The organism is Paenibacillus mangrovi, assembly GCF_022898935.1.
Lineage (GTDB): Bacteria > Bacillota > Bacilli > Paenibacillales > Paenibacillaceae > Paenibacillus_AQ > Paenibacillus_AQ mangrovi.
Map to the genome: position 1 here is coordinate 1 of NZ_JALIRP010000022.1, position 21298 is coordinate 21298.

A 21298-nucleotide genomic window follows, 5' to 3' on the forward strand; every position below is an offset into this window, starting at 1 on the left:
ATCGTAAGGACGCCCTTGTCATTGCAGATATGATCAAAAACGGGTACTACTCCCCTGTTCGGTTTCATCCAGAAGCATACGAGGAACTGCGTATTCTCATGGCTAACCGAGAGACGGTTACCAAGCGCCTCAACAGTGCTGTTAATCAGATTCATCGTTGGGTAGACATTGTCTTTCCCGAGTTGCGACAGGTCTTCAAAAAATCCTTACCTGCACGAGTGCCATCGCAACACTCAGAACCTTTCCTCTACCGAAAGAAATCAGTCGGTTAAACACGGAACAGATCCTCGACGGTTGGAAGCAATATGTGAAGCGTCATGCTGGAGTTAAACGCGCTGAACTGCTCATTTCACTTGCAAAATCCAGTGTTGGAACCACTCAGGCACTCCATGCTTACAAGCTTCATCTTGGGCAATTGCTTGAAGAATATGACTTAGCGAAACGCCAACTTGAACAGATTGAGCACGAGCTCCATCTCATTCTTGAACGTATTCCTTACGCACAGAAGCTGCTTGAAGAATACGAGGCGTCAATGCAACGAGTCTAGCAGGCGTACTCGGTGAGGCAGGTGATCTAAGTGGCTATTCGCATGGAAATGCTCTGCTGCGGCATGCAGGGTTGAATCTAGCTGAGGCCAGTTCAGGGAAATGGCGAGGAAAAATGGTGCTTAGCAAACGCGGTCGTCCACGTCTGCGTCATTTTCTCTATCTCATTACGATGTGTATGGTTATGACTAATCCAGAAGTTCGGGCTTTACACCACTACAATGTTGAGGAAAAAAAATTAAAAAAGATGAAATCTATTATGAAATTATGTGGTAAAGTTGCGCGTATGCTTGTCGGTCTGGCTAAAAGCAGCGAAGCTTACGACTCGTCTAAAGTTTTCCCACAGGCCGCATAAAACCAATCGATCCTCACCAACTCATGCATTCGCAGGATAAAAAGAAGCACGGAGTATCGGGAGACGTTACGCAAAAGGGCTCGGACCCGTTCCGTTAGAAAGACCGACCTCCACCCCTTAGTTAGATGTGACTAAGGAATGAAAGGGCATAGACCCGTTGAGACATGGGAGCGAGAATCGCTAAGGCGAAGTGGAGACGTGCATAAATGGGACAATATGGGTGGAGTGTGACTCACCTTTATTTGTGCATACCCCTTTCCATTTCAATCCAGCCACAAGCTCATTCATGTCTTCTTCTCTCATCTTAATCTAGGGTGAAATCCTGCGAATTCATGAGTCTGAGTGAGGAAACTGAATCATATAGAGGGAGCTCAATGATTCATGTTTGTCTTACTTATCCGAGATTCCATTTCATTTATACGATAACGGCACTATTAGTTGACCGGCTTTCCCGGCCAGTATCAGTTCCAAATTTTTCTCTATCTCGCAGTCTATGGCCGCTCCCCATCCGTCAGGAATTTCCGGTTTGTTGATGAGGTGGAGCATGGTGGATATATCAGCAAGCTTGGAAAGCGCATACCACTCCTCGGGCAAAGGTTCTCTCGCCTTTCGGTTGTAGCCTTCCTGGAAGGCGGCAACGGTGTCTGCGTCAATATAGCACTCAAATTGCGTCCTTGTCCTGAAAAATTTGCCGATGTCATAAAAGACAGGAGCAGCAAAACAGTACTCATAATCGATGAAACAAGGCTCCAATGAAGGCGTTGCAATCGAATTTTTCAGAGTTCATTAGCAATAAAAAATTAATAGTGATGATTGAAACCTCGAATTGAGACAAGCGGAGCATTCATATATCTTAATATCACCATCATGAGAGGAGATTCTCACCATGGAAGCATCGATTACAATGGAAGAATCACAAGCAATCATAGATGATGAAAAAACCGTAATCGTAGATGGAATTGGCATAGCTACAAGCATTGGGGAATTGGATATGAAGAGGTTCATTGAGGTGGCTTTAAACTTACCATCATTTTGGAAATAAGGGACAATAGCTTATACGGCTATTATCCCCTTTTTTTGCCCATATTAATTGTTGCATATTGGAAATGTTATATTTATAGATCATTGTTGCAATCATCTCGAGATGGGCGAATTCTTCGGTGCCTATATCGTTCAATAAGCCGATCACTTTATCAGGAATGGTATACCGCTGGTTCAAATATCTCAAGGCCGCGGCCAATTCTCCATCAGCGCCTCCATACTGCTCGAGCAAATACCTTGCCATCTTGGGATCACATTTACAGACGCGAACCGGGTACTGCAGCTTCTTCTCATATACCCACATGAGTTTGCACCGCCTCCTCTAAGAAAATGATCACACTTTTCATACCTGCCAAGGCCAAGGTGTTTGCGGCCATTCAAACGGGAATTTGGAATATGCATGGCCGAAATTGAGCAGAGGACCATAAAGCTCCTGAAACCGGCGGACAAGCGGAATTCTTTCTTGGGCCAGACAGTTGTACTGTTCAATACTTTTCCAATCATCCGGATGCGTATCCAGATACAAGTTTAGCTCCAGCAATGCAAAATCGATGACCTGGATCTTCTCCAAAAGCTCATAATAATGCTGATCAATCGCTGCTCCTTTCATCGCTTCCGGCTTTACATTTGCCGGGCTTACATTACTCGGCATGATGTTTGCTGGACTTACATTACTCGGCATGATGTTTGCCGGATTCACATTACTCGGCATGATGTTTGCCGGATTCACATTGCTCGGCATGATGTTTGCCGGATTCACATTACTCGGCATGATGTTTGCCGGATTCACATTGCTCGGCATGATGTTTGCTGGATTCACATTACTCGGCATGATGTTTGCCGGATTCACATTGCTCGGCATGATGTTTGCTGGATTCACATTACTCGGCATGATGTTTGGCGGATTCACATTACTCGGCATGATGTTTGCCGGATTCACATTGCTCGGAGTGATGTTTGCCGGACTAATATTTACTGGCTTCACATTCTCGGACATCAGGCTCCCCCTTCCTGCTCACTTCGGTTCGGATTGTAAGGGCTGAACAGATGAGGCCAGAGAGTTCCGCGCGTCAGAGCTTCCTGCAGGCTGAACTGCGGCCAATTCATTGGTTGAAAGGTAATATATTGGTTGGGTGGAACGACATACGATCTGTACATCATCGGCGGACATGGATCAAACGGCCCGATAAAGGGCCTATAGACTCGCACCTGATTGTAGTTCACATTCACCAAAAGCTCCTCCTTTTCGCATCATGGTATCAGGCCGATGACACGGGAGGCCATCAGTCTCTTCGTAACTAGCATATGAGGCATTCGCGGAAACTGAACAAAAAATTGTCAGGAAAAAGAAAGAACTCCTCGAAACAAGCCGAAACTTGTCCAAGGAGTTCATGCATATTGCTCGTTAAAATTTGATTTTAATCTGGAATAATCCCGCCTTGCGAACTGCTGAATAGATAATCACCACCAGCGGCCCGATAAAGACGCCAATGACGCCAACCAGCTTAAAACCAATATACATGCTGACCAGTGCCGAAAGCGCGCCGATGCCGACAGAATCGCCGATCACTTTCGGTTCGAGCACGCGCCTTGCTACCGTAATGATAATGAACAGAAGCGAGATCCCAAAGCCGGTGTAGGAATCACCCACAATGAACAAATATACAGCCCATGGAATCAGGATAGAGCCCACGCCCAGGATCGGCAAAATATCCACGAACATGACCAGCATGGCGATGGCAAGCGGATAATGAATTTTAAGAATGAGCAGTCCTGTTAACGTGACGACATACGTAAATGCGCTGAGTATCATCTGGGCCTGTATAAAGCCGAAAATAGACCGTTTCAGACTGTGCAGCACCTGCTGGATCTGCCCCTGCATTTCCTCTTCAAACAAGGACAACAGCCCTGAACGGATGACAGGCAGACCGAAGCTGAACAGGTACACCGCAACAAAGAAAACGACAAAAAAGATGAACATTTCGGGAATTCCTTTGGCAAAATTCAAAAATGAAGATGACAATGTATTGGCAAAGGATTCCGCATATTGTGTTACGTTGGACAGCAAAACCCGTAAGCTTTCAGCCAGATCAGGCTGGATGCGGTCGAGCCATCCCCGGGCTTGTATCATCGTATTTTGAGTAAAATCATTAGCGGCCGCAAAATACGATGGGGCATTCTTCCAGTATTCCACAAGCTGACTGAATACCTGCAGCCCCAGCATGTACACCAGAAGCAGAACCAGAAGCAGAAACAAGGTACATGTAAGGGAAGCGGCCGCAACCCGGTTCCATTTCAATTTTGCCATCATGATGCCATGCACAGGCTCAAGCGAAATGGCGACCAGGGCAGCCAGCAGAAACGGTGCTCCTGCCGTAAACAAAATATACAGCAGCAAAAGCCCGAATCCGATGAGAAGCAGCTGTTTCCCTGACATTACTCACCTCTTAATCCTCGTTGTCCGCCCCTTCCTCTTCACTGCTTGTCTCGGCTGCGGCAACGCGGTGGATGTTGACCCGGGTAATCCGGAGTCTGGTTGATTCCTCAACCTCGAATATAAAATTGTTCAGCTGAACCGTTTTGCCCACGACCGGATTTCCTTCCAGTTCCTTGAACAGCCAACCGCCAATCGAATCCACCTCATCATCCTCAATGACTACGCCGGTGAGGTCATTCACATCTTCAATCAGCATACGGCCGTCCACGGAGATGAAATCCTCCTGAACTTCCACGTCCGGACGTTCATCCTCAAATTCATCGTACAGCTCGCCCACAATCTCTTCGAGAATCTCTTCCGCTGTGAGCATACCAGCCGTCCCCCCATACTCGTCCACGACCAGGGTAAGCTGGGCATGTTTCTTCTGCATGAGACGCAGTACATGACTGATCTCCATGGACTCCGGCACGTTCAGAATCGGACGTACAAGTGGAGTCAGCTCCTTCTGATGCTCCTGGTCCGCAAGCAGAAAATCAGTAATATGCACGAATCCAAGGATCTGGTCCTTGTCCTCCACTGCAACAGGATAGCGGGAATGCTTGGTATCATTGATGATTTTGAGATTCTCTTCCAGCGTGTTATTCGTGTACAGGCAGTCCATGTCTGTACGCGGCAGCATGATTTCGCGCGCCAGCAGATCGGAGAATTCAAAGATGTTGTCCATCAGCTTCATTTCATCCTTGTCAATAACTCCGCTTTTGGCGCTCTGATTCATTAATATGCGGATTTCCTCTTCAGAATGCGCAGCTTCTGATTCCGTAGCTGGCTCTACGCCGAATAACCGTAAAATCACGTTGGCGGATGCGTTCAGCAGCCAGATAACCGGAAAAAATATTTTATGAAAAAGCATGAGCGGAGCGGACAGCAGCAGCGCTGTCCCTTCTGTTTTCTGAATCGCCAGGGATTTTGGTGCTAGCTCCCCAAGCACGATATGCAAAAAGGTAATGACACAGAACCCGAGAATGACAGACACCGTCGTGATCAGCGTGCTATCCGTAATTCCCGCTTTATACATGAGCGGCTCCACCAGGAGATGCGAGATAGCAGGTTCGCCAATCCAGCCCAGTCCCAGGGATGCCAGCGTAATTCCAAGCTGTGTCGCAGACAAATAGGCATCCAGCTTATTGTTTACTTTCAAAGCATAATTCGCCATTCGGTTGCCCTCGCTCACCAGCTGTGTCAGCCGGGACTGACGCATTTTAACAAGCGAGAACTCCGCCGCGACAAATACCCCGTTAAAGAATACAAGCAGCAATACCAGGAAAAGGTTGAATAATAGCTTGCCTATTTCTAACTCCCCGTCCAAATGAAACTCCCCATTTCTTATAATGTGTTAGCTTGCCTTCTGCTAAAATCAGTATCCTTATAATACATATCCTTCACGAGTAAATTGGGTCCGCAGCAGCCTGCCGCATCGCAGTAGCAGTTGACCGTTTTGTTCAGCGGATGATCCGTTTGCCATGCGGTAAAAACTTCGTCAAGCCGGCTGCTCTGAATATTCCCGAATGGAGGAACATCCGAGAAGTCGGTCACATAGACATCACCGGAAAAGAGATTGACGTTCACGCGGTTGCGGCCGTCTGGATCATTGCGGACCGTGACATTCGGCTCCGACGCAAGACGGCGGATCAGCCTCATATCCTCGGGATTGCTGCTGCATGCGAAGAACGGCAAGGTGCCGAACAGCATCCACATATCCGGATCCCTTACATCCAGCAAAGAAACAATTGCCTTGCGCGTTTCCTCTAGCGAGAGGACCGGTAGCGTAGTGGCAAAATTGGAGGCATACATCGGATGGACCTCATGACGTTTGCAGCCCATTTCCTGTATTAGTTTGTGAATTCCAGCTAGTTTTGTATGCGTACGATAATTAATCATCGATTCAGCAGATATAAACATGCCCGCTTCGCTCAGCTTAACGGCATTTTCGATCATTTTATCGTACATGCGGTAAGCCGTTTCCTTTGGTACCGAATGATTGGTGTTGGCAAAGCCTACCTCATGGAAATCGTCGCCGTTCAAATAGTTAAATGAAATATGCATGACATCCAGATACGGAAGCATTTTCTCGTACCGGCTGATATCCAACGTCAGATTGGAATTGATCTGTGTCCGAATGCCGCGTTCCTTGGCATAACGGAGCAAAGGCACAATAACCTCGTTCACGGTTTTTTCACGGAAGGACGGCTCGCCCCCGGTCAGACTGATCGTTTGCAGATGCTCGACTTCATCCAGTCTTTTCAGCATCAAATCCAGCGGCAAAAAATCAGCTTCCTTCATCACGAGCATATCTCCTACGGCGCAATGCTCACAGCGCATGTTGCATAAATGAGTGACTGTCATTTCCACGCTCGTCAGCACGTGACGGCCATAAGTACGAAGCGAACCAATGGGATCCCAAGGATCATTGCTGGGTGACAGTTTAACAGTATTCATTTTTTTCCTCACCTTATTTCTTTATTTAAACCAATCAAACAAGCATTTTACCAACCGATATATATGCTTCCTTTTATCATACCATGAAGTGAAAAAAAACTCTCCCGCTGCCTTAAATCGAGCGGTGAGAGTCTTCCTGTACTTTCTCCGGTTTAATCCTCGCAAAGGAAGATAACCATTCTGGAAGCCACCAGTTGGCCCTGCCCATCAGTTTCATCAGAGCAGGCACGAGCAGAATCCGAACGATGGTCACATCGATCAGAACAGAAGCGGTCAAACCCAGTCCGAGTGCTTTCATGAGCTCGTTGTCCGTAAACATGAATGCACCTGCCACGACAGCCAGGATGAGCGCTGCTCCTGTGATCATTCCCCCGGTTCTCTGCAATCCTATGGCTGTGCTCCGTTCATTATTCCTGTCGTTTCCATATGACTCCGCTATACGTGAGAGCAGCATGACTTCATAATCCATTGAGATTCCGAAGACGACACAGAAAATGAGAACCGGCAGGATGGCAAAAACGCTTCCGGTATAACTGACATGAATCAAGTCTGCACCATATCCCTGCTGAAAAACAAGCGTTATCAGTCCGAAGCTGGCTCCGAGACTTAATAAATTCATAACCACCGCCTTCAGCGGTAGTATAACCGAACGGAATGCAGCAAACAGAATCATATAGGTCAGCAGCAGCACGGTGACCAGTACGTAAGGAATGCTGTTTTGAATTCTATCCATAATATCGAGCTTATAAGCAGGAGATCCCGTCACATAGAAGCTGCGCAACCCTTGCGGTGGATGTTCCCTAAGCTCCTGCACCAGCCTGACAGTGGCTGGGTCGGATTCCCCGTTCTCCGGCACAACGCCAATGACCGCGGCGTTACCCTTAGCAACATGCAGCCTCTCTACCTCAGTCTGAAGCTCCTTGCTGATAACATTCGAATCTTCCTTAAGAAAGCTGGCATAGCTTTCAACCCTGTGCACGCCGGACATATTTCTAAGCTTCGACGTATACGATTTCATCAACCGGATTGAGGCAGGATCCTGATAGGGCTGTCCAAACTCCACAGCAATTACAATAGCGTTGGCCTCTTTCATATCATAAGCCTCTTTCATCAGTTCAGCCCCGTACCGGGACGTATAGGTTGGAGGAAGTACTTCAGCAGACGGTATTCCCAGCTTCATATTTAGGGCCGGCACTGCTGCTGCAAGTAGAGCAGCAGCAACCACAATAGCAATTACGGCCGGACGTGCCATGATGAACTCAGACACGCGGATCCACGCCTGACTTCCTCCGCTGCCGACCCCTGGCTTTTTCCGAAATCTGACCGGCCAGGCATAGATCCGGTGTCCCAGGATACCTAGCAGTGCAGGTAGAAGAGTGCTCGAGGCGAGCACAGAAGCCAGTACAACCATCATTCCACCTAAAGCCAGTGAACGAAAAACGGGAAGCTGGATTAAGCAAAGTGCCAGCAGTCCGGCCATTACAGCCCCACTGGAATACAGCACAGATCTGCCTGCCGTCCGGCAGGCTATGCTCAGCGCTTCTTCGATCGTCCTGCTTCTCAGCTCTTCCCGGAAACGGCTCACCATGAAGAGCGCGTAGTCGATCCCCACAGCAAGACCGAGCATGGTGACCATATTCGGCAGATAGTTGCTTAGCGAAATGCCCTGAGCCGCTACAAAATAAAGGCTACCCATGGTAACGGCTACACTTCCAAGTCCGACCGCGATCGGTAATACTGCGGCGGGAAGTGTGCCGAACAGGAGCAGTAAAATCAAAAGCGCCGCTGGAATTCCGAAGGATTCAGCCCGTACAAGATCATGCTTCACAGCGCTGCTCATATCGTGATACACGGCCAAATTACCAGTAATATATGTATGGGTTCCACTCACCTGCGGTACGGCTGCCTTAATGTCCTCAAAATGCCCCAGAGCTTCACTCGATGTTTCCTTAAGCAGTACGGTAAAAGCCGTAATATCGTCTGTAGCGGGACGGCGAGTGATGATGCTTGGGTACATATCCTGCACAAACGACTGAGCGCGTAGCGGAGCAAGCTCTTCCCAAATCCGGTTCTGCGCTTCAGAAGTCGTCAGATTCTCTCCTGACGTGCTTTCGAGCACGATATCTAGAGAAGCCGCGGACATTCCCAGCTTATTCTCGAGAAAAGTAATCCCGCGTTCGGAAGAACTCCCGGTTGGTACAAAGCCGCTGTCATGAAGCAGAGACGGTGTGCGAACAGCAAAAAAACCGAGAAAACAAATCAAAAAGACCCATGCTGTAACGACAGCCCAGCGGTAGCGGTATATCAACCTGCCCCACTGCCGGATCGGTGTTTTGACCTGTCGCTCCATGGATCTGCCTCCTTAATACTCTAAAGAAATGGGCTCCGCTTCCGCTCCTCCATCCACCTCTGTAATAATGACAGACAGCGTTCGGGCCAGATCCATTTCATAAGGCGTCTGCAGCATTTGACCTTCTGCATCGCCAAAAATCCTTATGACAGGACGATGCGGCATGTTTGAATGAATTTTCGAAATCACGCCTGTTTCGCCTGTACTTAATTTCACGGTTAGTCCCGGCGGATAGATCGCCACCCTGTCCCGGAAAAGCTCCAGCTTTTTTTGTTCGTACAACGTGCCTGAGCCTGAATACAGGACCTCTACGGCCTGATGCGGCAGCATGGCTGGTCTGTAAACCCGATGGGAGGTCATCGCATCATAGGAGTACGCTAAGGCCACCCACTGGGCGTATTCATGTATATCGCTACCCTTAATCCCGCGCGGATACCCGCTCCCGTTCAACCTCTCATGATGCTGATAGGCACAATGAGCGGCCAGAAGAGGAATATTCGGCTCATCTTTTAATATTTTGTAGCCGATGTCCGTATGAGCCCGCATCATTCGAAACTCTTCATCCGTTAATTTTTGGGGCTTGAACAGGACACGCTGTGGTATTTGCGTTTTGCCGATATCATGCAGCAGCGCCCCCAGACCAAGCACCATCAGCTGCTCCTGCGTATATCCGTTGGCAATGCCGAGAACGAGCGTATAGACACAGACATTCAGGGAATGTTTATACAAATATTGGTCCGCCGTACTCATATCCATAAGCAGGATCATCGAATCTTCCTGGGAGCTGACTTCACAGAGGATGGACTCCATCACTTTGCCAAAATCTTTTCCCAGATGATAGTAACCCTTTGCTATTTTTGAGGTTTCGGACAGGCGCTTAAAATTTTTGCGGATATTCTGCAGCGCAATGCGGCGTGTTTCCTCCTGAAGCATTTCCGGGATTTCGATCCCCTCTGTCAAACCATCTTCTATGTAAATATAGCCGATGTCCAGCTCAATGAGCCGGCGGATCAGCGAAGCTGTCAATTCAACGCCATCAGCCAGAAGAATAATGCCCTCATCGCTGTAAATCTTCTTGCCGATCCTCATTCCTTCCTGCAGCTTTCGAACGGGTACCAAACGCAAAGCTTATCCTCTCCTGCCCTGAATAACGGACTTAGGCGGCCAAGGCGCCGTTATTCGCTTAATCTGTAGATGAATGTTCAAGTAACGAACCGATACCGTATTCCGGGTTACACCTTCCTTGGCCAGGCAAAAGACGGAATTAATGCATGATAAACAGCCAAAAAACGATGGCCAAAATAAACCGGTAAATCGCGAAATGCGTTAGCCGAATTTTTTGAATCCACTTCATAAATAAAAGGACAACGAAATAAGCAACTACAAATGCGGTAACAAATCCAATCGCGAACAGCCCCAGTGTATCCTTGGTCAAGTTTTGATAGGATTCCAGCATTTCATAACCCGATGCTGCGAACATAATCGGAATCGCCATGAGGAATGAAAAATCCGCCGAGGCCTTATAGCTTGCCCCTACCAGCATTCCGCCGGAAATCGAAGAGCCCGAACGCGAAAATCCCGGCCACAATACGGAAAGAATCTGATATATACCGATCATAAACACCTGCTTGTAAGACAAATCATCCATGGTTTCAGCTGTAATTGTGGCCTTCGTCTTATTAAACCATTCCGCAAAGATCATAAACGCACCGCCGACAACCAATGCCCAAAGGACGGTGTTTGCAGTGAACAAGCTTTTAATAAAGTCCCTTGCGACATAACCAACGATAAGTGCTGGTGCGATACCGATAAAAACATGCAGCAGATTCAGACGTTTACGCGGGACAAGACTGCCTGCATCGGTATTCATTCTTTTAATACCGAATAAATCAAGAATGCGCCGCCAATATACCACTGTGATTGCGAGAATCGCCCCTAGCTGAATAACCACCTCAAAAGTTTTCATGATCGGATCCTGATCATTGTAGCCAAGCAGCTTCGATGTCAGAATCATATGGCCGGTTGATGAAACGGGAATAAATTCCGTAATTCCTTCCACAATCCCCAAAATGATTGCTGTAATTGTATCCATTTCTTCCTCCCCAGGAAATATTAGTGGGCCTGTGCCCATCTGTTTTGCTCACTTTCATCCATACTACTCGGACGCTGCAGTTCCAGGCGAAGCAGATCGCGGAGAAAATCAGGCAGCAGAAACTCGGGACTATGTCCCAAAGCGATATGCTCATATCCGATGCCAAAAGTGAACATATCAAGCGTTCCAACCTCATATTCTTGTTCGTCCTGCAGCTGCTCACCTCTAAGTGTAATTTGGACAATCCTATCATAAGGGATAGCGCCTGTATCGTACAAGACTTCCAAGCCATCAGTCGCTATATTTCCCAAAATTTCGCCACGGAAGCCAAAGCCTCTAATTTCGCGGCTCCAGAACTCTGGAAGCAGGCTTTGTTCCAAGGTGCGGCGAATGTCCCTCCCTTTGAGCTTGACAACACAGGCGTTAACCGGTGATGGACAGAGCGTATGAAGCAGGCCATACGAAATCTCCCCCTCTGGAAGAGGTCCAAGCAGCTGCCCGGTGTTAACCAGCGAAATTTCCGTCTTGGTGTATCTGCGCACAGCCTGCGCTAGGAGATTGCCAAACGGGGACTCTCCCGTATAATCCAGGGACAAGATACGATCTGTAACCGCCACAGTCTCACTTAAAGCCTCTTCAGCATGAAGCCTATGTCTCACCAGCGCGCTGCTGACGGCTTCATCCAGTACATCCGTATCAACCGGTCCACAGCCTCCTTCCGTTACAAGATAGGTACCATCTTGCTGCTGCTCCATCCGGATTTTGCCCACGTATTCCCCAAACTTTCCTGCCCCGCAAACCGTCGTATTGCCGATCTGAAGCGGTTGTTCAAGCAGATGATGGGTATGCCCTCCCAGGATCAAGTCAATGCCCTGAACATGCTCTGCGAGCTGCTTATCCGTCGCCAGCCCCAGGTGGGATAGCAGGATCACGATGTCCACTTGGGGACGAAGCACCTCGACCTCTTTTCGGATCACATCCTCTGGCTCGAGTGCATCCAAGCCTAGTAGCTCATAGAACGCCGAAAACGGAGCCGTGGCGCCGGTAATCCCTATTTTGACATCCCCCTTTTCGATGATGGTGTGCTTCTTCATCCAGACCGGAGGGGCACCCGTTGTCTTTTCAATAATATTACAGCACACCACTTCAGCCATTAGCTCTGCATAGGCGCGGCTGAGATCTTCAGGCGTCAGCGTCAGTCCCTCATTGTTTCCTATTGTAATAACGTCATATCCGGTCAAATTCAGGATATCGACGTTGGCTCCGCCCATGGTACCTTCTGTTTCCACGGCCGTCCGGTCAATATGGTCGCCGATATCTACCACTAGCAGAGGACTGCCGCTATTCTTCTCGCGCTGGCCGGCTATATATGCTGCAATGGAGCTCACCTTTTCAAAATGGCTGTGTATATCATTCGTGTGCAGTATGGTAATGCATTTAGGCTGGTTCCCCTGCATAGCTAAAGTCCTTCCTTTCTTTCCGGGTGCAATTGGGCTAAAGTCACAAGCAGCCCCTAAGGCATTAGCATAACATTTTCAAAACGGATATGGTATATTGGATAGACTAACATCCATGTTTGAGGTGAACATTATGCTTCTTCGCATTCAATTATTTGCTGGTCTTGCAGAACGGCTGCAAACCTCTGTTCTTTCCTATTCTGTTCAAAAATCCGAAATAACCGCTGATGAGCTGAAAATAGAGCTGTCAAAGACCTACCCGGAGGCTGCCTCACAGATTACCGTTTCTTTTGTCGCTGTAAATCAGGAATATGCACCAGGGGACTACCTTATTACGGAAGGAGCTGAAATTGCTCTGATCCCACCCGTTTCCGGGGGCGACGGACAGGACTCCGTACATGCTCTATCCAAGGACGGCCGCTACTGCATTACGGACCAGCCTCTTTCGATCGATGAAGTGACGTCCAAAGTGCTGAATCCGAACCATGGAGCGACCCTCTCCTTCGTAGGTACAACTCGCGAAATGACCGGTGACCAGCGCACGGTGCATCTGGAGTATGAGGCCTATATCCCAATGGCACTCTCCCAGCTGGAAGCGATCGGCAAAGATATTGATTCCCGCTGGCCGGGTACCTTATGCGCCATTTCACACCGGATTGGCAAGGTAGATATTATGGAAACCAGCGTCATTATTGCTATCTCAACCGGACACCGGGAGGATTGCTATGAAGCCAGCCGGTACGCCATTGAAAAACTCAAGCAATCGGTCCCAATTTGGAAAAAGGAAATCTGGGACGATGGTTCCGAATGGAAAGGCCATCAAAAAGGTCCCTGGGACCCAACAGCAAGCCTTTAGATCTAGCAATCTTGGCATTGTCAATCCAATTTTTTCTTGATATGATAGTTGATAACAGATGTCGATTTTTGAAGAATGGAGTGACGTATTGCTTGAAAGTGCATGTCACAGACTTAAAGCCGGGCGATCGGCTGCTTGCAGATACCTTTAGCGAATTCGGTCTTCACGTATTGCAAAAAGGGACGAAGCTGAATGAGGAAGGTATCGATAAGCTGATGCAGCACGGTGTTAGCTACGCGGATGTTGAGCCTGCTGTTCATCAGCCGGAGATCTTGATGCTCCGCTCCCAGCAGTATGAGCATTTACTAAAAACAAAACCCTTTTTAGAGCAAGCTGTAGACGGATTCGAGTCCATGTACTTGGAAGCGTTAGCAACCGGCCGCTTTAATGAAACCGTGGTTGATGATATCATGGAGCCTCTGGTCGATCAATTAAAGGAACATAAAGACGTTGTTTCACTGATGCTCTGTATTGACCAGCATGACGATTATACATATAATCACTCGATGCAGGTGGGCATTCTATCCTATTACATTGCATCCTGGCTCGGATTTTCCAAAGAGGAAGCCTATGAAGCAGGCAGAGCCGGCTATCTTCACGACATCGGAAAGTGCCGGATTCCGGGAAGTTTGCTGAACAAGCCAGGTAAACTTACTCCAGAAGAGTTCGAAGAAATGAAGCTTCATACGATTTACGGACATGACATCATCCGTGCCTCCTCGCCTGATACCATCCCGGCACTCGTTGCCCTCCAGCATCATGAACGTGATGATGGCAGCGGATATCCACATGCTCTCGACAAAAAAGATATCCATCCTTTCTCGCGCATTACGGCCATAGCTGACGTATTCAGCGCTATGAGCATGAATCGCGTCTATCAGTCCAAGCAGGAGCTGCTTACGGTTATGCGTGAGCTGCACAGCATGAGTTTTGGGAAGCTCAGCGCCAATGCTACCCAGGCATTTATCCGCCATATGCTTCCTAACTTCATCGGCAAAAATGTCATTCTCACAACTGGAGAAAGAGGCACCATCGTTATGACCAATCCCGCTGACTTCTTCCGCCCGCTCGTGAACACCAAAGAACGGTTTGTTGACCTCTCCTCCGAGCGTGATATCGGTATCGATCAGATTTTCTTATAAAATTTTATATCTAAAATAAAAAAGTGTCCCAGGCAGAATTGCCGGGACACTTTTTTTGGCGAACGGAAGCTTAATAGACACACAAGCTTATCCGATACTGCCTTCCATTTCGAATTTGATCAAACGGTTCATCTCTACCGCATATTCCATCGGCAGTTCCTTCGTAAACGGCTCGATGAAGCCCATAACGATCATTTGCGTCGCTTCCGCTTCGGTCAGACCGCGGCTCATGAGGTAGAACAATTGATCCTCGGATACCTTCGAAACCGTAGCTTCGTGTTCAAGAACGATATTGTCATTCTTGATCTCGTTGTACGGAATTGTATCCGAAGTGGATTCATTATCGAGAATCAGCGTATCGCATTTGATGTTGGCTTTCGCGCCGTCGGCATTGCGTCCGAAGGAAGCCAGACCGCGGTAGGTTACTTTACCGCCATGCTTACTGATCGATTTCGATACGATCGTCGAGGTGGTATCCGGAGCTAAGTGAATCATTTTCGCTCCGGCATCCTGGTGCTGGCCTTTGCCTGCAACCGCGATGGACAATACCATGCCTTTCGCGCCGCGTCCTTTCAAGAGGACCGCAGGATATTTCATCGTCAGCTTGGAGCCGATGTTGCCGTCCACCCATTCCATGGTTGCATTCTCTTCGGCAACAGCACGCTTGGTCACGAGGTTGTAGATGTTTGGCGCCCAGTTTTGGATTGTAGTATAACGAACGCGAGCATCTTTTTTACAGATAATCTCGACGACCGCACTGTGCAGCGAGTTGGTGCTGTAGATTGGAGCTGTACAGCCTTCAACATAGTGAACGAAGCTGCCTTCGTCCGCGATGATGAGCGTACGTTCGAATTGTCCCATGTTCTCGGAGTTGATGCGGAAATACGCCTGCAGCGGGATTTCGCATTTAACGCCTTTAGGAACGTAGATGAAGCTTCCTCCGGACCACACTGCGCTGTTCAAAGCCGCAAATTTATTGTCGGATGGAGGAACAACGGATGCAAAATGCTCTCTGAAGATTTCCGGATGCTCTTTCAGAGCCGTATCGGTATCCATGAAGATAACGCCCTGATCTTCCAGATCCTTTTGCATATTGTGATATACGACTTCGGATTCGTACTGGGCGGATACGCCGGCGAGGAACTTTTGCTCCGCTTCAGGAATACCTAGCTTGTCGAAGGTTTCCTTGATTTCGGAAGGAACCTCCTCCCAAGTCTTGCCTTGCTTTTCGGAAGGTCTTACGTAGTACTGGATATCGTTAAAGTCCAGCTCGTCGAGGTCGCCGCCCCATTTTGGCATCGGCATTTTCTCGAACTGCTCGAGGGATTTCAAACGAAACTCCAGCATCCATTCTGGTTCATTTTTGATTTTGGAAATTTCGGTTACGATCTCACGGGTCAAACCTTTGCCCGTTTGGAAAACCGCTTTGTGCTCATCGCGGAACCCATATTTGTACTCTTCTATTTCAGGGGCTTTTTTAGCCATGGGTTTGAACCTCCCTATCATTTATGATTAATGCTGATCCTCGTCAATTCCTTTGCGTAGTGCATTCCACGCCAGCGTGGCGCACTTGATGCGCGCAGGAAACTTATTTACTCCGGACAGGGCTTCAATATCTTCATAATCGTCAAAATGTACGTCTTCCCCCTGCATCAGCGAAGAGAAGCGAGATGCAAGTTCCTGCGCCTCTTCAACCGTTTTGCCTTTGACGGCTTCGGTCATCATTGAGGCGGAGGACATGCTGATGGAGCAGCCTTCCCCCGTATACTTGGCATCCTGTACGATTCCGTTCTCCACCTTGAGCTGCAGCGAAATTTTGTCGCCGCAGGTCGGATTATTCAAATCCACCGTAACGGTTCCGTCTTCGAATTTTCCCCGGTTTCGCGGATTTTTATAATGGTCCATAATCACGCGCCGGTACAAGTCATCAAGTTGCATTAGCCAAAATACTCCTTTGTCTGGATTAATGCGCTGATCAGACGGTCCACATCTTCTTTGGTATTATACAGATAAAAGCTTGCACGGGCCGTAGAACTTGCCTCCAGCCAGCGCATCAGCGGCTGGCAGCAGTGATGTCCCGCGCGGATTGCAACGCCGCTGGCATCCAGAACCGTTGCCACATCATGCGGATGAACATCGCCCAGATTAAACGTCACGAGGCCGACTTTCCGCTCACGGGGTCCGTACAGCTTTAGCCCTTCAATTTCGGACAAACGGTTTACTGCATAAGTAGCCAGTTCATGCTCATGCGCTTCAATGGCATCCATACCGATGCTGTCCAGGAAATCAATGGCTGCCCCGAGTCCTACAGCTCCCGCAATAATCGGAGTGCCCCCCTCAAACTTCCAAGGGAGCTCCTTCCACGTGGAGTCGTACAGACCGACATCATCGATCATTTCGCCGCCAAATTCCACGGGTTCCATCGATTCAAGTAGCTCTTTTTTGCCATACAGCACGCCGATACCGGTAGGTCCGCACATTTTATGGCCTGAGAAAGCATAGAAATCGCAATCCAGATCCTGCACGTCAATCTTCATATGAGGTGTGCTTTGAGCTCCGTCCGCAACCATGACGGCACCGTGATGGTGTGCGAGCTTCGCAATTTCCTTCACCGGATTCACGACGCCCATAACGTTGGAGACATAAGCCATGGATACAATTTTGGTTCTGCCCGAGATCACTTTCTCGACCTCAGGCAAAGTAACTGAACCGTCTTCTTGTAGTTTAACATATTTGAGCACGGCACCGGTGGCTTTTGCCACCTGCTGCCATGGAATGAGATTACTGTGATGCTCCATCGGTGTCAGGACGATTTCATCGCCTTCGCCCAGAATAGAGCGTGCGTATGACGAAGCAACCATATTCAGGGCTGTCGTCGTTCCGCGGGTAAAAATAATTTCCTTCGTGCTCTTGGCATGAATGAACTTCGCCACTTTTTCGCGTGCGCCTTCATAAGCATCGGTAGCACGACTGCCGAGCGTATGCACACCCCGGTGCACGTTCGCATTATCATATTCATAATAATGCCGCATCGCTTCAATCACGGCCAGCGGCTTCTGTGAAGTCGCCGCGCTGTCAAGGTAAACCAGAGGATGGCCGTTAATCTCCTGCTTCAGAATTGGGAACTGCTCGCGAATGGCGTTGTTCATTGTCCCAACTTCCCTTCGATAACAGCTTGAAGCTGCTTCTGGAGGCTCTCCAGCGGGATTTGGGAAACGACCGGTGCCAGGAAGCCATAGATGATGAGGGATTCAGCTACTTCGCGCGAAATGCCACGGGACATCAGGTAATAAATTTGCTCCTGATTGACTTGACCGACGGATGCCGCGTGGCCTGCTTTAACATCATCCTCATCGATCAGCAGGATTGGGTTCGCATCCCCGCGGGCTTTAGGGCTCAGCATGAGCACTTTTTCCGTTTGCTGTCCATCAGACTTCGTTGCGCCTTTTTCGATCTTCGTGATGCCGTTGATGATCGCCGTAGCTTCCTCACGCATGACAGCGCGGGTGATCATTTGGGACTCGGAAGATTTGCCGAAGTGATTGGCACGCGTCGTATAGTTCAGCTTTTGGGATCCGGAGCCGACAGCGATAATTTTCGAATCGGAAGTCGAACCGTTTCCTTTCAGGATTGAATACGTATCGCTCATGGTGTCGCCGCTGTTCATTTCGCCGACGATCCATTCCATGGATGCATCATTGTCAATGATCGCGCGGCGGTAGCTCAGATCCGTTACGTTCGTTCCCATCTGGTGAATCGTTGCATAGCGGACTTTAGCACCGGACTTAGCGAAAATTTCAACCGCTCCATTGTGGGTAACGGCCTTCGTGCTGTCGCCGGATACGTAGTTATCTACATAGGTAACCGAACTGTTGGTGTCAGCAATAATCAGAATGTGAGGCGCAAAGGTCGCTTCCTCATCATCTGTCAAAAACACAGCCTGCAGCGGTACGGATACTTCAACATTCTTCGGAACATAGAGGAAGATGCCTCCGTTCCAAAGTGCTGCATGAAGCGCGCTAACTGAATGCTCATCCGCTTGAACCGCCGTATGCAAATGAGCTTTTACAAGCTCCTCGTGTTCTTTAACAGCCGTTTGCAGATCGGTAAAGATCACACCTTTTTCAGCAAGCTCAGGCGCCAGTTTGGTGTATACCACACCAGAGTTGCGCTGGATCATCAGGCTTCCGGATTCCTGATCCTTAACCAGCTCTTGAATAGAAGCGGGAACCTCCGCCAAGGATGCTAGCTGCGCGCTCTCTTTGGAGCTGCCGTAGTTTTGGATATCCCAGCGTTCAATTCTCATTTTCTCAAGCTTAGGCAGTTCGAGACTTGCCGCAAGCTCCAATGCTTTGAGTCGATTTTCCGTAAGCCAGGTTGGTTCTTGTCTTTGTTCGGACAATTGACGCAAGCCTTCAGCGTTAACCGGAAGAATGGTTTGTGTTGTCATTTGCGTTTCCTCCTTCCGTTTTTTTACGCTTCTTGACCTACAGTCTCGTCTTCGATTCCAAGCTCTTCTTTAACCCAGTCATAGCCTTCAGCTTCCAGACGTTCTGCAAGCTCAGGTCCGCCGGACTTAACAATGCGTCCTTGCATCATAACGTGAACGAAGTCAGGTTTAACATAGTTAAGCAGGCGCTGGTAGTGGGTAATGATAAGGAAACCACGGTCTTCGCTGCGCATCGCGTTCACGCCGCTAGCAACGATTTTCAGTGCATCAATATCCAGACCGGAGTCGATTTCATCCAATACTACGATGCTTGGTTCGATCATCATCATTTGCAGGATTTCATTCCGTTTTTTCTCACCGCCGGAGAAGCCTTCGTTCAGGTAGCGGTGTGCAAATTCCGGATTCATGTCAAGTTCTTTCATTTTTGCTTCCAATTGACGAATAAAACGGATCAAGGAGATTTCTTGACCTTCTTCGCGGCGGGCGTTGATGGCACTGCGCAAAAAGTCGGAGTTTGTCACACCTGTGATCTCGCTTGGGTACTGCATAGCCAGGAACAGGCCTGCGCGTGCGCGCTCGTCAACAGCCATGTCCAATACGTCTTCCCCGTTCAGCGTTACGCTGCCGTCCGTTACTTCATATTTAGGATGACCCATAAGCGCAGAGGCGAGGGTACTTTTACCAGTACCGTTAGGTCCCATGATGGCGTGAATTTCTCCGCCTTTCATCTCCAGGTTAATTCCTTTGAGAATTTCTTTGCCTTCAATTTCCGCTTTAAGTCCCTCGATGGTAAAGTGAGTAGCCATTGCGTTAATCCCTCCATTTATTGTTTTACCGAAATCAGAAAGCCTATTTAAACAGGGATGACCTCCCCGATTTCAAGCAATCATAATTATCAACTTAAAATAAATCTAAATTGATTCTCATTGATTATCACTAATTTTATAATAAAGTCAGACTCTTATCAACCGCTCCGGCTTGCAAGAAATGAAATAATTGCAGAAAGCAGGCGCAGCTATCAAAAACCAAGCCTGCTTCTATATTTCTTGCCTCTATCTTCCATGAACAAACACCCGCAAAAAAGGCGCTCCCGCCTCAAAGACAGTCGCACCTTTCATGGTGTTCATTTTCAGATGTCAGGTAAGTAAGTACGCCTTCTTATCCCAAATAAGAGCGCAGCATCCACATATGTTTTTCAAGATCGTTTTTGATTGTGATGAATAAATCGGCTGTCGGATGATCTCCGGCTTCTTCCGCCAGATGAACGCCTTCATGCAATTCCTCCGATACGCTAGCAAAATCCTCGATCAGTGTTTGCACCATTTTGCGGGCATCTTCCTTGCCGGAAGCCTCCTGAATGGTAGCGAGTTCCAGATATTCCTTCATCGTAGCGGCAGGGCTGCCTTTAATGGTAAGTAGACGTTCAGCCACTTCATCCATTTTCAAATTAATGTCATCGTACAGCTCTTCGAATTTCGCATGCAGTGTGAAAAAGTGCTCCCCTTTTACATACCAATGGTAATTATGAAGTTTGACATACAATATATTCAGGTTTGCAACCTGCTGGTTCAGTATTTGTTCGAGTGTCATCGTTTTGGATTTCGAAGTTGTTTTGGCCATTGTTTAATCCCTTCCTTTTCTATAAGTTAAAAACCAGAATCCGTGCCTATCCAAACGACAGTGATATACGTATCTTTATCTTTATCCACCAAGCTTCACCTTATTCGATAACCTGTAGTAAATGAGAGCCTTTAAATCCTCGCCCCGAAAAAACAGAAAACCAGCCTTCAGGCTGGTTTTGGAGTTTTGTTCATACCTACAGCATTTTAAGAAGCGCTTCATAACCGGGCATACCCGGAGTAATTCCAAGAGCGGCTGCTTCCAAAGTCACGGATTCGAGCGGCGCTTCCAGCAATTCCTTCAGTGTCTTTACGCCTACTGCCCGGCCTGCAACTATTTTGCGGTCGCCCAGGCGTTCATTCAAAAGTCCTACATCAAGTGCCCCGCACATAATATAAATCTTATAATAGCCTGATAAATCAAGGTTTATTTGCCCTCTTCTCCATAAAAATCACAC

At 48.3% G+C, this 21298-nt stretch carries 18 protein-coding genes and 3 pseudogenes; 4 read left to right on the top strand and 17 right to left on the bottom strand.

The genetic code is table 11. The annotated features are described in order from the left end of the window. Positions 1-900, top strand: a pseudogene (locus tag MUG84_RS26675) (transposase); the annotation flags it as partial. Positions 901-1786: 886 nt separating this feature from the next. Continuing rightward, positions 1787-1942, top strand: coding sequence for a hypothetical protein (locus MUG84_RS26680; protein WP_244731206.1), 156 nt, complete (start codon positions 1787-1789; stop codon positions 1940-1942). 72 nt (positions 1943-2014) lie between these two features. Here the strand turns inward: MUG84_RS26680 and MUG84_RS26685 are convergent. The 10 genes and pseudogenes from MUG84_RS26685 to MUG84_RS26730 form a co-directional block, all read right to left on the bottom strand. Continuing rightward, positions 2015-2245, bottom strand: a pseudogene (locus MUG84_RS26685) (manganese catalase family protein); the annotation flags it as partial. A 39-nt stretch (positions 2246-2284) separates the two neighbouring features. Next, entirely contained in the window at positions 2285-2938 is a 654-nt protein-coding gene (locus MUG84_RS27725) for a spore coat protein CotJB (RefSeq protein WP_425313286.1), read from the bottom strand. Continuing rightward, positions 2938-3165: a spore coat associated protein CotJA gene (locus MUG84_RS26695; protein WP_425313287.1), complete on the bottom strand. Its 228-nt coding sequence runs from the start codon at positions 3163-3165 to the stop codon at positions 2938-2940. The genes MUG84_RS27725 and MUG84_RS26695 overlap by 1 nt, the downstream gene beginning before the upstream one ends. A gap of 181 nt (positions 3166-3346) precedes the next feature. Continuing rightward, the gene (gene ytvI / locus MUG84_RS26700; protein ID WP_244731207.1) at positions 3347-4378 is read right to left on the bottom strand and encodes a sporulation integral membrane protein YtvI; all 1032 of its coding nucleotides are present in this window, start codon (positions 4376-4378) and stop codon (positions 3347-3349) included. Between the two features lie 10 nt (positions 4379-4388). Next, positions 4389-5744, bottom strand: coding sequence for a hemolysin family protein (locus MUG84_RS26705; protein WP_244731208.1), 1356 nt, complete (start codon positions 5742-5744; stop codon positions 4389-4391). A 17-nt stretch (positions 5745-5761) separates the two neighbouring features. Then, the gene (gene yfkAB / locus MUG84_RS26710) at positions 5762-6874 is read right to left on the bottom strand and encodes a radical SAM/CxCxxxxC motif protein YfkAB (RefSeq protein ID WP_244731209.1); all 1113 of its coding nucleotides are present in this window, start codon (positions 6872-6874) and stop codon (positions 5762-5764) included. A gap of 112 nt (positions 6875-6986) precedes the next feature. After that, positions 6987-9224, bottom strand: a complete 2238-nt coding sequence (locus MUG84_RS26715) for an MMPL family transporter (RefSeq protein ID WP_244731210.1) — start codon at positions 9222-9224, stop codon at positions 6987-6989. 12 nt (positions 9225-9236) lie between these two features. Further along, positions 9237-10349 (bottom strand): HD-GYP domain-containing protein, encoded by a 1113-nt coding sequence (locus tag MUG84_RS26720; protein ID WP_244731211.1) that lies wholly within the window; start codon positions 10347-10349, stop codon positions 9237-9239. Positions 10350-10488: 139 nt separating this feature from the next. Beyond that, positions 10489-11316, bottom strand: coding sequence for an undecaprenyl-diphosphate phosphatase (locus MUG84_RS26725; protein ID WP_244731212.1), 828 nt, complete (start codon positions 11314-11316; stop codon positions 10489-10491). A gap of 20 nt (positions 11317-11336) precedes the next feature. Further along, positions 11337-12773 (bottom strand): bifunctional metallophosphatase/5'-nucleotidase, encoded by a 1437-nt coding sequence (locus tag MUG84_RS26730; protein ID WP_244731213.1) that lies wholly within the window; start codon positions 12771-12773, stop codon positions 11337-11339. 133 nt (positions 12774-12906) lie between these two features. Between MUG84_RS26730 and MUG84_RS26735 the strand changes: the two genes are divergently transcribed. Both MUG84_RS26735 and MUG84_RS26740 read left to right on the top strand, forming a co-directional pair. Further along, positions 12907-13629 carry a molybdenum cofactor biosynthesis protein MoaE gene (locus MUG84_RS26735; RefSeq protein ID WP_244731236.1) on the top strand — a complete coding sequence of 241 codons (723 nt, stop codon included), beginning with the start codon at positions 12907-12909 and terminating at the stop codon, positions 13627-13629. Between the two features lie 92 nt (positions 13630-13721). Continuing rightward, entirely contained in the window at positions 13722-14771 is a 1050-nt protein-coding gene (locus tag MUG84_RS26740) for an HD-GYP domain-containing protein (protein ID WP_244731214.1), read from the top strand. A gap of 87 nt (positions 14772-14858) precedes the next feature. Here the strand turns inward: MUG84_RS26740 and sufB are convergent, their stop codons facing one another. The 7 genes and pseudogenes from sufB to MUG84_RS26775 form a co-directional block, all read right to left on the bottom strand. Continuing rightward, positions 14859-16256, bottom strand: a complete 1398-nt coding sequence (gene sufB / locus MUG84_RS26745; RefSeq protein ID WP_244731215.1) for a Fe-S cluster assembly protein SufB — start codon at positions 16254-16256, stop codon at positions 14859-14861. Positions 16257-16283: 27 nt separating this feature from the next. Continuing rightward, a complete protein-coding gene (gene sufU / locus MUG84_RS26750; protein WP_244731216.1) occupies positions 16284-16709 on the bottom strand; it encodes a Fe-S cluster assembly sulfur transfer protein SufU in 426 nt (141 codons plus the stop codon). Next, positions 16709-17920, bottom strand: a complete 1212-nt coding sequence (locus tag MUG84_RS26755; protein ID WP_244731217.1) for a cysteine desulfurase — start codon at positions 17918-17920, stop codon at positions 16709-16711. Before MUG84_RS26755 ends, sufU begins: the two co-directional genes overlap by 1 nt. Further along, positions 17917-19221, bottom strand: coding sequence for a Fe-S cluster assembly protein SufD (sufD, locus tag MUG84_RS26760; RefSeq protein ID WP_244731218.1), 1305 nt, complete (start codon positions 19219-19221; stop codon positions 17917-17919). Before sufD ends, MUG84_RS26755 begins: the two co-directional genes overlap by 4 nt. Positions 19222-19244: 23 nt before the next feature. Continuing rightward, positions 19245-20027, bottom strand: coding sequence for a Fe-S cluster assembly ATPase SufC (gene sufC / locus MUG84_RS26765; protein WP_244731219.1), 783 nt, complete (start codon positions 20025-20027; stop codon positions 19245-19247). Positions 20028-20379: 352 nt separating this feature from the next. Next, positions 20380-20841 carry a Dps family protein gene (locus tag MUG84_RS26770; protein ID WP_244731220.1) on the bottom strand — a complete coding sequence of 154 codons (462 nt, stop codon included), beginning with the start codon at positions 20839-20841 and terminating at the stop codon, positions 20380-20382. Between the two features lie 196 nt (positions 20842-21037). Beyond that, positions 21038-21244, bottom strand: a pseudogene (locus MUG84_RS26775) (YunC family protein); the annotation flags it as partial. Between the last annotated feature and the right edge of the window lie 54 nt (positions 21245-21298).

Bases quoted from the DNA above. Each gene is read 5' to 3' on its own strand.
- MUG84_RS26680 (WP_244731206.1), top strand. From the start codon at position 1,787: ATGGAAGCATCGATTACAATGGAAGAATCACAAGCAATCATAGATGAT.
- MUG84_RS27725 (WP_425313286.1), bottom strand. From the start codon at position 2,938: ATGTCCGAGAATGTGAAGCCAGTAAATATTAGTCCGGCAAACATCACT.
- ytvI (WP_244731207.1), bottom strand. From the start codon at position 4,378: ATGTCAGGGAAACAGCTGCTTCTCATCGGATTCGGGCTTTTGCTGCTG.
- yfkAB (WP_244731209.1), bottom strand. From the start codon at position 6,874: ATGAATACTGTTAAACTGTCACCCAGCAATGATCCTTGGGATCCCATT.
- MUG84_RS26715 (WP_244731210.1), bottom strand. From the start codon at position 9,224: ATGGAGCGACAGGTCAAAACACCGATCCGGCAGTGGGGCAGGTTGATA.
- MUG84_RS26725 (WP_244731212.1), bottom strand. From the start codon at position 11,316: ATGGATACAATTACAGCAATCATTTTGGGGATTGTGGAAGGAATTACG.
- MUG84_RS26730 (WP_244731213.1), bottom strand. From the start codon at position 12,773: ATGCAGGGGAACCAGCCTAAATGCATTACCATACTGCACACGAATGAT.
- MUG84_RS26735 (WP_244731236.1), top strand. From the start codon at position 12,907: ATGCTTCTTCGCATTCAATTATTTGCTGGTCTTGCAGAACGGCTGCAA.
- sufB (WP_244731215.1), bottom strand. From the start codon at position 16,256: ATGGCTAAAAAAGCCCCTGAAATAGAAGAGTACAAATATGGGTTCCGC.
- sufU (WP_244731216.1), bottom strand. From the start codon at position 16,709: ATGCAACTTGATGACTTGTACCGGCGCGTGATTATGGACCATTATAAA.
- MUG84_RS26755 (WP_244731217.1), bottom strand. From the start codon at position 17,920: ATGAACAACGCCATTCGCGAGCAGTTCCCAATTCTGAAGCAGGAGATT.
- sufD (WP_244731218.1), bottom strand. From the start codon at position 19,221: ATGACAACACAAACCATTCTTCCGGTTAACGCTGAAGGCTTGCGTCAA.
- sufC (WP_244731219.1), bottom strand. From the start codon at position 20,027: ATGGCTACTCACTTTACCATCGAGGGACTTAAAGCGGAAATTGAAGGC.
- MUG84_RS26770 (WP_244731220.1), bottom strand. From the start codon at position 20,841: ATGGCCAAAACAACTTCGAAATCCAAAACGATGACACTCGAACAAATA.